This is a genomic window from Nocardia sp. CDC160 (assembly GCF_035818795.1).
Lineage (GTDB): Bacteria > Actinomycetota > Actinomycetes > Mycobacteriales > Mycobacteriaceae > Nocardia.
In genome coordinates this window covers 987,487-1,000,089 of sequence record NZ_JAYKYT010000003.1, presented here as the reverse complement: position 1 = coordinate 1,000,089, position 12,603 = coordinate 987,487, and the positions used below count along the sequence as shown (strand labels likewise).

The following is a 12,603-nucleotide window of genomic DNA, read 5'->3' as shown; positions in this document are numbered from 1 at the left end:
TCTCGTGAGTCTCACCCTCGGAATCGTCGGCCTGCCCAACGTCGGAAAGTCGACGCTGTTCAACGCCTTGACGCGCAATGACGTGCTGGCCGCGAACTATCCCTTCGCCACCATCGAGCCGAATGTCGGCGTGGTGCCGCTGCCGGATCCGCGGTTGAACAAGCTGGCCGAGATCTTCGGTTCCGAGCGTATTGTCCCGGCCACCGTGTCGTTCGTCGATATCGCGGGCATTGTGAAGGGCGCGTCCGAGGGCGCGGGCCTGGGCAACAAGTTCCTGGCGAATATCCGTGAGGCCGATGCCATCTGCCAGGTGGTGCGCGTCTTCGCCGATGACGACGTGATCCACGTCGACGGCAAGGTCGATCCGCTCTCCGATATCGAGGTCATCGAGACCGAGCTCATCCTGGCCGACCTGCAGACCCTGGAGAAGGCGGTCGTCCGCCTCGACAAGGAAGCCAAGGTCAAGAAGGACCGTAAGCCGGTCGCCGACGCCGCCAAGCAGGCGCAGGAGATCCTCAACAGCGGCAAGACCCTGTTCGCCGCGCGGGCCCAGGTGGATACCGAACTGCTGAAGGAACTCTCGCTGCTCACCATCAAGCCGTTCCTCTATGTCTTCAACGCCGACGAGTCGATCCTCACCGATGAGGCCAAGAAGGCGGAGCTGAAGGCCGCCGTCGCCCCCGCCGACGCTGTCTTCCTCGACGCCAAGGTCGAGGCCGAACTCCTCGAACTCGACGAGGAATCCGCCCTCGAACTCCTGGAATCCATCGGCCAGACCGAGCCCGGCCTGCACGCCCTGGCCCGCGCCGGTTTCCATACCCTCGGCCTGCAGACCTACCTCACCGCCGGTCCCAAGGAAGCCCGCGCCTGGACCATCCACCAGGGCGACACCGCCCCCAAGGCCGCCGGAGTCATCCACACCGACTTCGAACGCGGCTTCATCAAGGCCGAAATCGTCGCCTTCACCGACCTCGTCGAAGCAGGCTCCATGGCCGCCGCCAAGTCCGCGGGCAAGGTCCGCATGGAAGGCAAGGACTACATCATGTCCGACGGCGACGTAGTCGAATTCCGCTTCAACGTCTGACCGTTCGCGCAGAAGTCAGGCAGCGCACCCATCGCTGCTGGTAGAGACTCTGCAGAGCCCCCGTCCGGTGTCCGGGTGGGGGCTCTGTCGTTTCGTCGGCCGTCAGGACGAGCGCGTTCGTAACGATTGTCTACACCGTAGCTAATAGTCGGCAACATTCTGATACCGTGGCGTCTCACTCTGACAAACGGAGAAGCCATGAAGCGCCCCATTATCGCGGCGGTTGCCGTGTCGTTATTGCCGCTGTTCACCGTGATTGGCTGTGCGAGTACCGATTCCGGTCCCGCGGCGCAGGCATCGAGTGCCAACCAGCCCACACAGTCGAAGCCCGAGGCGCCGTTGACGCGGCACCAAGCGCTGCTGCTGATGAATCTCACCGACACGTGCGGTGCGGGCCCGGACGACAAGATCGACCACCCGTGCACCGTGGACATTGCCAACCCGGACAGCGCAAACCCCGTGGTCACCGTCACTTTCGACGTGCCGCAGGACGACTCGGTCCGCGCGGTGCGCCAGCAATCCACATTCACATACAACGGCAAACTCTGGAAGCCCGGAGCTGTCGAGTGGTCCTACCGTTGCAACAGGCAAGGCAGCAGTCCAGACTTCCACGAAGCGCTGTGTCAGTAGCCCCTCCGGAGATGTGAAACCAGCGAATTTCGTCGTCCCACGACACCTCGAATGCTGGGGTGTTGGCTCGAGTCTCCATCTGAGGGAGACGGCAGGGTTGAGGCATGGACGACGAGATGCTTTTCACGATCGGGGCGCTGGCCGAACGGACGGTTTGACGGTCAAGACGATTCGGTTCTACTCCGACAAGGGGATCGTCCCGCCGACCTGTCACAGCCCGGTCGGCTACCGGCTCTACGACGTCGATGCGCTGGCACGTCTGGAGCTGCTGCGCACCAGCATGCCCGATCTGCCCGAGGACCCGACCCCCGAGCAGGTGCAGGCGTGGATGGAACTCGTGCAACTGGTGCGGGACAGCGACTTCCGGCTCGTGGTCCGGCGGATGGCCGAATATCAGGAACGGCAGCGCGCGCAGGGCGACGACACCGGCCTGCATCACGACCTGACCGAGGCCGTGCGCGACCAGGTCGGCCAAGCCCTGGCCGCCGGGACCGCACCTGCCAGCCCCGAGGCCGCGACCATCTGGCCTCGAGCAGGGCGTAGTAATACCTTCCAGCGCATAGGTATTCGCCTATTTCGGGCCCGGGAAGTGGGTCGCCCCGGGGGTGCGGGGATGGTCGGCGGGACCGGCTGAATGACACCTGGGAAATAAGTGCGCGACGCGCGGGTTGAGCGCATGAAATTTACATGCCGCCTGCGGCGCGGTGCGCTGGTGTTCCGCTATCGTTCATCCCACTATCCGATGCTGCTACTGGCGCGCCAGGGCTGGTTCGTCGATTCCGGAGTGTGTGGCCGGGGCGGCCACTGCCTGACGCGGGCCCCTCACCGACCTGAAAGATCGAGGGAACGTGCCCGTACCCGTAACCCTGACCGGCCGTCTGGTACGGCTGGAACCCCTTGCGCCGCAGCATGCCACGGGGCTTGCGGAGGCTGCCGCGGGGAATCGTGACGACTACGCGTTCACGCCTGTCCCGCACGGAGTGGACGAGGCGCTGGAATATGTGGCTCAGGCGTTGTCCGGGCATGCCGCGGGCACCTCGCTGGCCTTCGCCATCATCGCCGTCGCCAGTGGGCGGGTGCTGGGGTCCACCCGGTTCACCCGGTTCGACTACTGGCAGGGCCCGGTGGTGTGGCCGCTGGTGCACGGCACCCCGAACGGCGACCCGCTGCTCGCGGTGCCCGACGCCGCCGAGATCGGCAATACCTGGCTGTCCCGGGAGGCTCGCGGCGCGGGCATCAACCTGGAGTCCAAGCTGCTGCTGTTGCAACACGCCTTCGAGGTGTGGCGGGTCAAGCGCATAGCCATGCGGGCCGATGTGCGAAACCTCCGCTCCCGCATGGCGATCGAGCGGCTGGGCGCCACCAGCGACGGGGTGCGCCGGGCGCATTCGCGCGGGCTGGACGGCGAGGTGCGCAGCACCGCCTTCTACTCGATCCTGGACGAGGAGTGGCCGACTGTCCGGGCCACCATCGAGGGCCAGCTGGCGACCCAGCCGACCCGGCAGGGCTCTCGGGGCAGGCTGGTCGGGGCGTAGAATTCCGAGTGTTGCAACGGTCGGGCGTCGAGGAGAGATCTGTCCGAGTCTGCCAACTCGACGCCGCGGCACAATTCGGATGACGACGCCAGCAACCCTCTCCTGATAAGGAGCGGCGCATGCCCGACCCCATGCGCACCAAGGTCTGCCTCTGCGACAGCGACTCCGGCACACCGGTGCTCAGCCTCTTCCTCGTCCCCGAACCCCGGGTGCCCGGCGCGAGCGTGCTGCACGTGGTGGAGCAGACGCCGCTGTCCGGTAGGTCGATTCCGCACCGCAACCCGTATCTCGTGGACTGGTTGCAGGCGCATGGCTCACCCGCCATTCGCACCCGGTTCCTGGCGCTGCGCGTCGGGCGGCACGATCCGCACGCCGTGCACGCGGTGCTGCACGATCACTTCATCGTCGATCCCGGACCCGTCGGGCTGGACATGGACGACCCGGACGAGATGACGCGCCTGGACCTGCTGCCCGAACACTGGCTCGGCGCGCGCCGCATCGACGACTTCCACGATCACGCCGTGCGCACCGCCATGCTCGCGGTGTACCGGCATTTCGGGGTCGACCGCCGTATCCCGCTCATGTACCACGGCTTCGCCGAGCCCGAAGACGGCTGGTTCGAAGTGCCTGCTGCGCAAGCCTGACCGACCGCGCAAGCCCGACCGGCCGTCAGTCGAACGGCACGACCGTCAACATCCACCAGGGCCGCCGCGGCGCCTGAAACTCGAAGGTCTGCACATACATCCGGCGCTCCTTGCGGGTCACCGGATCGTTCATCAGCACCGTGCGCTCGCGCGGGATCGACACCACGTCCTCGTTGTGCCAGAGCCGATCCCAGTCCGGCGACCGGCGGGCCAGATTGACGATCTCCTCCACCCGTTCGGGCCGCAGTCCGGGCGCGGCCGCGCGGAAGGTCGAAACCATCACCTGCGCTTCGGCTTCCCAGTCGCCGAGCCGGTAGCGGGCCATGGGTTCGAGCAGGATCGCGGTCATGAGGTTCGCGCCCGCGCCCGTCCCGGGGAACAGTTTGCGGAAGGGGTCGTTCGCGGCGACCACGTCGTAGCCGCCGTCGTGCAGGCAGGCCGGATGCGGAAGGCTGTGCAACACCGTGAGATCGGCGTCCGGCGGCGGAGTGGATTCGAACACCCTGGGCAGTGTGCGGGACAACTCTTCACAGCGACTTCGTATCGAGTTAAGCCGGATCACAAGACAGCGCGATCTAGCAGAATTTCTGCCATATTGAGAGGATCCTGTTTGGTTTTATTCGAAGTGGGCTTTGGGGGTCGCACGGCGGCATGGCACTCATACGGATCGGGGTGCTGGGCCCACTGCACATCAGCATCGACGGACAGCGCGTGCCCCCGGGCGCGCCCATGCAGTGCGCGGTGCTGGGACGGCTGGTCGCGGCCGGTGGCCGGGTGGTGCCCACCGAACGACTCATCGACGATCTGTGGCACGGCGACCCGCCCGCCAAAGCCGTTGCCGCCCTACAGGTCTACATCCACAATCTGCGCCGGGTGTTCGAGCCGGACCGGCCGCGGCGGGCGCATTCGCGCGTCATCGTCTCCGAATCGCACGGGTACGCGCTCAATCTCGAGCCGTCACAAGTGGATTCCTGGCACTTCGAACAACTGCTGCACGGGCACGAGGCCGCCATGCGCGACCCGGCCGGGCGGCCCGACCCCCTCGAACAGGTGCGGGTGCTGGACGCCGCCCTGGCGTGCTGGCACGGCACCGGCTTCGAATCCTTCCCCGGAATGCCGTGGGCGGCACAGGAAGCCGCTCGACTGCAGGCCCTGCGCCTGACCGCGGCCGAACTGCGGGCCCAGGCGGCGCTGGAGCTGAACCGGCCCGCCGAGGTGGTGCTGGCGCTGCGGCCCATTCTCGAGGAGCATCCGGGACGCGAGGAGTGCGCGCGGCTGCTGGCCGTCGCCCAGTACCGACTGGGACAGTCGCTGGACGCGCTCGCCACCGTCCGCCGCAGCCGCGAATTCCTGACGCTGGAGTTCGGCGTGGATCCCGGTCCGGGACTGCGGGATTTGGAGACGGCCATCCTCACCCACTCGGTGGACACCGAGATCGTGGTCCCGCTCGCCCCCGTCCGGCCACCCGAACCCGAGCCCCGACCAGAGCCGGAACCGGTGCCCGACACCGGATATGGGGCACAGCGCCAGGCCATCCTGGCCGCCGCAGAGACCGCGGCCACCGGGCAGGTGCGGCTGGTCTGGGTGTCCGGCGAGGCCGGTGCCGGGAAGACGACCCTCGCCACCGGCATCACCCAGCAGCTGGGCGAACGCGGCTGGGCCACCGTGTTCGGGCGCTGCCCCGAGGTCGAATCCGCGCCACCCGCCTGGGCGTGGGCCGAAGTGCTCACCGGACTCGACGCCGCCGACCCCGAAACCTTCACCGCCGCCGACGCTTTCACCCTGGCCCGGCGCGTGGTCCGGTCCTGTCGCGAACGCTCGGCGGGCACACCCGTCGCCATCGTGCTCGAGGACGTGCACGGCGCGGACACCGCCACCTTGCAGGTACTGCGGCAAGTGGTGAACTGGCTGCGGGACCGCCCCATCCTCATCGTCGCCACCTTGCGCGGCACCGAGGCGGGCACCGGCGTCCGCGATACCGCCGCGGCCCTGGCCCTGTTCACCGCCGACCGCATCGACCTCGACGGCCTGGACATGGCCGGAACCCGCCGGGCCGCGGCCGCCGCCGGTCTCACCACCCTCGACGACCGCACCGTCGAACTGCTGCGCCGCCGCACCGGCGGCAATCCGCTGTTCGTACGTGAACTCGCCAAACTCGTTGCCACCCAGGGCACCACCGACGCGCTCCCCGACAGCGTGCGCGATCTGCTCGGCCGCCGCATCGCCCAACTCCCCGACGATGTCGTGGATCTGCTGCGCCACCTGTCGGTGTGGGGCGAGGACAGCGATATCGCCACCCTCACCGCCTCGGCCGACCTATCCGCCGACACCGTGATCGACCTCATCGCCACCGCGGAATCCGCGCGCCTGCTGCGCACCGACCGCGCGGGCCGCGTCACCTTCGATCACGCCCTGGTGCGCGAGACCGTCTACTACGACCTACCCACACTGCGCCGCGCCCGAATGCATTGGGCCGCCTTCGAATACCTGCGCCGCGATCCCGAGCCGACCGGCAACCGGACCCTGAACGCACTGTGGGGCGCCGATCACCTGGTCGCCGCGCTGCTCGGCAATCCCCGGCCACCGGCCGACCGCACCCTGTCCGCCCTCCGGGGCGCGGACGAGGTCGCGGTGGCCGCGGACGGCGGTCCGCATGCGCCGGAATCCGACGATGAGGTGTACATCCCGCGCGGGCGGGACATCGATGCGCTGGCGCATCACGCCGCACTGGGGGCGGATGCCGAAACCGCCACGGTCGCACTGCCTTACGTGCGGGCCGCCGCCCGGCGGTGCGTGGAGCGGCGGATGCGGGCCGACGCGGTGCGACGGTGGCGGTCGGTGCTCGCCCTGCACGAGCTGGCCGGGCACGCCGACGGCGCCGCCGCGCTCGCGGATCGGCTGGCCGTGCTGGAGGCGCGGTGCGAGCTGGTGGTGGCGCTGGCCTACGACGGTCAGCACATCGCCGCGCGGTCGGCCCGGGAGCAGGCCCTGGATCTGGCCGAATCGATCGGGGGCACCGAGTCCATCAGGGGCACCCAGTCCATCAGGGGCGCAGAGCTGCTCGCGCGGGCGGCGACCTGCTGGCCTACACCGCTGATCTGGTCGGTGCACGACTGGCACACCCCGGACCCGCGGATTCGGGAGCCGCTGCGGGTGGCGTCCGCGGACCCGGACCTCCCGGCGCGGACCCGAATTCACTTGCACGTCACCGCCGTCTTCGATCGCGCCGTCGAGGATCCCTCGACCGCCCGGATCATCGCCGCCACGGCCATGACCATGGCCGAGGAGCTCGACGACCCGGATCTGCTGTGCACCGTGCTCAACGCGCAGGCCTTCGCCGCCTTCGCCGCGGGCGGATTCCTGCGGGCACACGACCTGAAAAGGCATGCGGAACAACTGCTCCGGGTGTCGACTGCGGCACAGCTCACCGAATTCCGGGCGCTGGCGCACTATCTGCTGTTCCGCGCCACACTCGCCGACGCCGATCTGGTCGAGGCCGCCGAACACGCCCGCAAGGCCAGCGAATACGCCACCGACGGCCAACTGCGGCACCTGCTCGACGCCATCGCGCCGTTCGGGATGGTGCTGGAGTTGTTGCGCGGCAATACCGATGAGGTCATGCGCCTGCTCGCCGAGGGCGCGGCGGATCTGGACGATCTGGTCGCGCACTCCGGCGAGGGCGCGGCCGAGCCGACCCGCGATCCCAACGCGCTGCACGTGGGCATCGCCGTCTCCATCGGCTGGCTGCGCAACGATATGTCGGAGTATCTCGAGGATCTGCGCGAACGCACCGCTATCAAACCCGAGCTGTTCGTGCACGGGTACGCACTGGCCCTGGTGCATTCCGGCAGGGCGGACGAGGCCCGGCGCGTGCTGGCCGCCGCGCCCGCGCTGGCCCCGCAGTTCTGGTCGACCTTCACCGCGGTGAAGGCCCGGCTCGCCGTCGCCCTCGAGGATCCCGCGGGCGCGCTGACCATCTATCGCCAGCTGCTGCCCTATTCGGGCACGGTCTGCGGCCTGGAGACCGGGGCGGCGGTGCTCGGGCCCATGGACTACGTCCTGGCCGAACTCGCGAGCTACCTCGGCGACCACGAGCAGGCCGCCCGTCACCGGGCCGAGGCCGAAGCGCTACAGGCCCGGCTGCAAGCCGACCTGGTCGAACTCGCCCCGCCCGGCGTGGGTCTCATGCAGGCCAGCCGCCTGGGTCCAATGGGTCGCAGCCGCCTGGTGCGCCGATCCTGAGGGAACTTCGCGGTCTGTTGGCGCGTCCTAACTGGTGAGGGCCGAGGGACGGCCGGGATGGGGAGGATCGCATGACAGTCGAGGCCGAGCGCGGACCACGCCGCCGTCGCCGCTGGTTGACAGTGGGAACCGTTGCGCTGGTGGTGATTTCGGCGTTGACCGTCGGGGGAGTGGTCGGGCTGCGCTGGTGGCAGCACCACCGGCACGAGGAGCCCTACGGCCCGCGCGCCATGGACGGTCGGCTGCTGCACGATTTTCCCGACATCGACACCGCCGCGCTGAGTCCCGAGCAGGCGCGGGTGGTGGAGGTCCTGCGTCAGCAATTCGACGAACAGAGCGGACGGGACAAATACTCCGAGGGCATTGACGAGCCGTGGTGCGCGGACTTCGTCAGCTGGGTGATGCGCGCCGCCGGACAGCCTTTGAGCAATCCGAATTCCGGATCCTGGCGAATCCCCGGTGTATACACCTTGGAGGAGTACTACCGGGGCCAACAGCGTTTCGAGCAGGCGAACAACGGATATCTACCCCGGGTCGGCGACGTGATCATGTACGCGGATTCCAGTGTGTTCCATCAGCACACGAATATTGTGATTGCCGTAGATTCGGATATCATCACCACGGTAGGTGGCAATGAAGCCGGAGAATCCGGTGGTGTCGCCATCCACAAATTCCGCCCATCCGGCACCGTGGGGCTGGTCGGATTCGGGCGATTGGGAACACGCTGATTCCACATTCTGGAAACACGCGGGGCGGGGTGTACTCCTGGGCGCATCTTCCGCTTACGATGGGTTTCGGCGGCGCCCGGCAGCGTCGTCGATCGATCCCTGTCCTGCTGCCCCCTCATCGGCAGGACAGGGGTCCCCGCCCGACGAAAGAAGCTGGATGACGTCGTCCGACGAACCGACCTGGATCGATTACGCCGAATTCGGCGAACGTTTCGTGGCGGCGGCGGTGACGGAATCCCGGATCGAATCCGCGGTCTCCAGCGTGGCCGGGCGCGGTATCACCATCGGCCCCTTCGGAATCGGACCCGCCGGACTCGCCCGCTTCGTGGCCAAGGGCAGCATCGGCAAACCCACCGTCATCCGGCGCGGGCCGCACGTGCACTTCGACGTCATGCTCCCGGTGAAACTGCGGGTCGACGTCACCCTGGGCGGCCAGCGCCTGCGCCTGGAGGCGGTCGTGGAAATCGACCTCACCATGCACGCCCGCACCGCCGACCCGCTGCTCATCGTCATCGACATTCCCCCGGTCACCGGCCGCGACGTCAGCTTCGTCATGCGCGCGCAGGCCATCGGCACCGCGTGGGAGCTGCTGCTCAACCCGATCGCGCAGCTGGTGCAGCGCGAGGTCGCCAACCGCATCAACGGGATTCTGTCCGATCCGGATTCGCAGCGCGGCCGCACCTTCGACGTGGAGGCCATCCTCAACAACACCCGCTCGCCCTACCGTGGGCGGCCCACCCACGACTGGATCGGCTACGACGAGTTCGGCCGCCGCTTCTTCACCCGCATCGTCACCGCGGAACGGGTGCAGGAGGTGGTCGAGTCCATGGCGGGCAAAACCATCGAGGTCGGGCCGCTGCGCACCGGACCCGGCGACAAGGCCGAGGTGCGCGTGCAGGGCAGCGTGCGGCTGCCCCGGGTGGCCGCGGCCGCGCCGGTGACCGCGACGGTGCCGCCGGAACCGCGGATCGCCGAATTGCCCAGGGCCGCGGCCGAATCGGCGCAGGCCGCCGCCGCTGCGGCCAAATCGCACGCCGAGGATCCCGCCCTGGTGCGCTTCGATCTCACCATTCCGGTGAGCCTGGACATTGCCGTGGATGTGCTGAAGACCAATCGCTATCGCGCCGAGGTGCAAGTGCCGGTGGCGCTCACCGCGCGCGCCGCGGACCCGCTGCTGATCGTCATCGACGCGGTGCCGCCGCGCGCGGACGATATCGATCTGGAGATGACCGCCGAGGGCTGGCGGGCGGCCGCGCTGGGCAAGCTGGCCGGAATGCGCAAGCAGATCGCCTCGCAGGTGGCCAGGGTGGTCCGCACCGAGGTCGCCGACGTGTCGCGCCGGACCATCGACGTGGGCGCGCGGCTGGAGTCGACTCGGGTCTGAGCCCATCGAGTAGCTGATTGCCCATCGAGTAGCTGATTCTTCGCTACTTCGGCGCGGCTGCCCGGTTTCACCCCGATGTGACATATGGTGCCGCTGTGTTCGATGAGTCTGGCGATTCCAATGTGAATATGGTGAAATGAGGGCACGTTCAGGGCTCCCGGCGCACGGATGATCTTGTTGTTCATCGGGGAAGGTGCGCCGGGCACGCCGCTTTCGCTCTTGATGGCTCATGTTCCGAATGGATCGACCAGCGAGTGTGTGCGAAGGAGCCTGCGATGCGTAATACCCATGTCAATCGACGCGACTTCCTCTCCGGCGCAACGGTTCTCGCCGCCGGGATCACCGCGGGATTGACCCTCCCGCCCGCCACCGCCAGTGCGAAGAAGCAATCGTTGGGCACCCTGCTCGACTACGCCGGAGGCGTGCCCTCACCCCAATCCATCAGCGACGATGGCCATCTCGGTGTCATTCGCTACGTCTCGGACCGCCGCCCGGGCGCGGAATGGATGGAAGGCAAACCCCTGCAGGCCCGCGAGGTCGACGCGCTGCGCGCCGCGGGCCTGACCGTGGTGTCCTGCTATCAGTTCGGCAAGGGGCCGACCGCGGACTGGCGCGGCGGCTACGAGGCCGGATTGCGGCACGCCGCACGGGGATTGGTGCTGCACAAGGCGGCCGGTGGGCCCGATAGCGCGCCGATCTACGCCTCCATCGACGACAACCCCAGCGATGAGGAATTCGAGACGTTGATCGACCCGTACCTGCGGGGGTGGGAAACGGTCATAGGCCGCGCGCGAACCGGCGTCTATGCCAACTCGCCGACCATCGACAACATTCGCGACGTCGGCCTGGGTTCCTACTACTGGCAACACAATTGGGGCACCCCGAAGGGCTACGTCCACCCCGCCGCCCACCTGCACCAGTTCGAGATCGACAAGCGCGAGGTGGGAGGCATCTCGGTGGACGTGAACTCCGTCCTGGCCCCCCAGTACGGCCAGTGGTGGTAGTTACGTCTGGCAGTGGCAGGTCGGGTCGAATGCCAGGTCGGGTTCGTCCGGGACCACGCGCAGCGTGAAGTGGCGGTCGGGCTCCTCGTCCCGGCCGTCGCTGAAGCTTTGACGGTCGCCCGCCCAGGAGAACAGGGACCAGCGCGACAGGCCCGAGAAGGCGGAGCCGAGGCTGCCGAACGAGGCCGACGAAACAATGGAGCCGAAGGAGCCCACCGACCCGATCGACAGCACCGAACCCACGCTGCCGATGGACAGGATCGAATAGGCCGAGCCGATCGACAGGATCGATCCCTCCGAACGAATCGAGAGGATCGATCGGCGCGAATGCAGTCCCCGCACAGGGTGAGTCACAGCGGCCATAGCCCCGGTCTACCACAGGCACCGTGCCCTACCAACGATTTCGCCCCCGCTTTCCCTCAATGATCATGGGGGAGAACGGGGGCGAAATTCTTCGCTATCGGCGGTCGACTGCTACGTGACCGTGAAGAAGCCGATGGTGGGGAGGAAGGAGCAGGTGATGGGCTGCGACTCCGGGTCGGCCTGGGTGGTCAGCGAACCCGAGACCACGGCGACCACGCGGCCGGTGCCGGTGTTCGCGATGGCCGAGAGGGTGGCCGGGCCGTCGGGGTTGATGTGCTGCTCATTGGTGAGGTTCATGGTGCCGCTGGCGCGGGTATCCAGGTTCAGCCACTGCACCGTCATGGGGGTGGGCTGAACATCGGTGGGCTGCTTGGTGCCCAGCGCGGTGAACACGAAACCGGCCTGGCCCTGGGCCGGTCCGGGCGGGGGCAGCTGGGCCGGGCCGGGGACGGCCAGCGCGGTGCCCACCGAGTCGGCGGAGGAGGAGATGCAGCCCTTGCCGATGGTCGGCCACAGGAACTGGGCGATGACCGGGCCGTCCTTCGGAATGTCCGGGCCGCCACCGCCGCTGCCGTCCAGGAAGGTGATGACCGCGAGCAGCGTGGTCTTCACCTGCGCGGGCAGGTTGCTGTTCTCGAGCAGCTGCTTGGCCTGGGCGAGGATGGCGTTCTTGGGGCCGGGATCGGCGATATCGGCGGGACCGGCGGCCGCGCCGACGATGGCGGGAACCAGCGAGGCCAGGGCGTCGACCGGAACCCCTTCGGGGATCATCGGAATCGACGAGATGGGCTGTGCCGTCGCGGGCTTCGCGTACGCCGTCGGCACGGCGACGGTGGCGCAGGCCGCCAGGGCCAGCGCGGACATTGCGAACCGCGATCCTCGGGTGCGAAGCACTGGTGTAGCCGTCCTTACCTTCAGGGACATCTAGCGGCGATGGAGCCATCGCTCCGCGCCACTCTAGGGACCGGGCTGCCAAGTTGTACAGCCAC

The 12,603-nt window shown here is 68.1% G+C and carries 12 protein-coding genes; 9 read left to right on the top strand and 3 right to left on the bottom strand.

Annotation, left to right across the window (positions count from 1 at the left end):
• Positions 1 to 4: 4 nt before the first annotated feature.
• The 5 genes from ychF (at position 5) to VMT40_RS19240 (ending at position 3,893) form a co-directional block, all read left to right on the top strand.
• A complete protein-coding gene (gene ychF / locus VMT40_RS19260) occupies positions 5 to 1,084 on the top strand; it encodes a redox-regulated ATPase YchF (RefSeq protein WP_326359734.1) in 1,080 nt (359 codons plus the stop codon).
• A gap of 198 nt (positions 1,085 to 1,282) precedes the next feature.
• On the top strand, positions 1,283 to 1,714 hold the full coding sequence (locus VMT40_RS19255) for a hypothetical protein (protein ID WP_326359733.1): 432 nt from the start codon (positions 1,283 to 1,285) through the stop codon (positions 1,712 to 1,714).
• A 154-nt stretch (positions 1,715 to 1,868) separates the two neighbouring features.
• Positions 1,869 to 2,348, top strand: a complete 480-nt coding sequence (locus tag VMT40_RS19250; RefSeq protein ID WP_326359732.1) for a MerR family transcriptional regulator — start codon at positions 1,869 to 1,871, stop codon at positions 2,346 to 2,348.
• A 214-nt stretch (positions 2,349 to 2,562) separates the two neighbouring features.
• On the top strand, positions 2,563 to 3,249 hold the full coding sequence (locus tag VMT40_RS19245; RefSeq protein WP_326359731.1) for a GNAT family N-acetyltransferase: 687 nt from the start codon (positions 2,563 to 2,565) through the stop codon (positions 3,247 to 3,249).
• Between the two features lie 119 nt (positions 3,250 to 3,368).
• Positions 3,369 to 3,893 (top strand): hypothetical protein, encoded by a 525-nt coding sequence (locus VMT40_RS19240; RefSeq protein ID WP_326359730.1) that lies wholly within the window; start codon positions 3,369 to 3,371, stop codon positions 3,891 to 3,893.
• 25 nt (positions 3,894 to 3,918) lie between these two features.
• Here VMT40_RS19240 and VMT40_RS19235 read toward each other — a convergent pair whose 3' ends face one another.
• Positions 3,919 to 4,395 carry an MmyB family transcriptional regulator gene (locus VMT40_RS19235; RefSeq protein WP_326359729.1) on the bottom strand — a complete coding sequence of 159 codons (477 nt, stop codon included), beginning with the start codon at positions 4,393 to 4,395 and terminating at the stop codon, positions 3,919 to 3,921.
• 149 nt (positions 4,396 to 4,544) lie between these two features.
• Between VMT40_RS19235 and VMT40_RS19230 the strand changes: the two genes are divergently transcribed.
• From VMT40_RS19230 to VMT40_RS19215, 4 genes are all read left to right on the top strand, one after another.
• Complete coding sequence (locus VMT40_RS19230) at positions 4,545 to 8,135, top strand: BTAD domain-containing putative transcriptional regulator (protein ID WP_326359728.1); 3,591 nt, start codon at positions 4,545 to 4,547, stop codon at positions 8,133 to 8,135.
• Positions 8,136 to 8,206: 71 nt separating this feature from the next.
• Positions 8,207 to 8,863 (top strand): CHAP domain-containing protein, encoded by a 657-nt coding sequence (locus VMT40_RS19225; protein WP_326359727.1) that lies wholly within the window; start codon positions 8,207 to 8,209, stop codon positions 8,861 to 8,863.
• A gap of 157 nt (positions 8,864 to 9,020) precedes the next feature.
• A complete protein-coding gene (locus VMT40_RS19220; protein ID WP_326359725.1) occupies positions 9,021 to 10,247 on the top strand; it encodes a hypothetical protein in 1,227 nt (408 codons plus the stop codon).
• Between the two features lie 275 nt (positions 10,248 to 10,522).
• Positions 10,523 to 11,251: a DUF1906 domain-containing protein gene (locus VMT40_RS19215; RefSeq protein WP_326359723.1), complete on the top strand. Its 729-nt coding sequence runs from the start codon at positions 10,523 to 10,525 to the stop codon at positions 11,249 to 11,251.
• Here the strand turns inward: VMT40_RS19215 and VMT40_RS19210 are convergent, their stop codons facing one another.
• Together VMT40_RS19210 and VMT40_RS19205 are read right to left on the bottom strand one after the other, a co-directional pair.
• Positions 11,252 to 11,614, bottom strand: coding sequence for a hypothetical protein (locus VMT40_RS19210; RefSeq protein WP_326359722.1), 363 nt, complete (start codon positions 11,612 to 11,614; stop codon positions 11,252 to 11,254).
• A 111-nt stretch (positions 11,615 to 11,725) separates the two neighbouring features.
• Positions 11,726 to 12,478, bottom strand: coding sequence for an Rv1157c family protein (locus tag VMT40_RS19205; protein ID WP_326359721.1), 753 nt, complete (start codon positions 12,476 to 12,478; stop codon positions 11,726 to 11,728).
• Between the last annotated feature and the right edge of the window lie 125 nt (positions 12,479 to 12,603).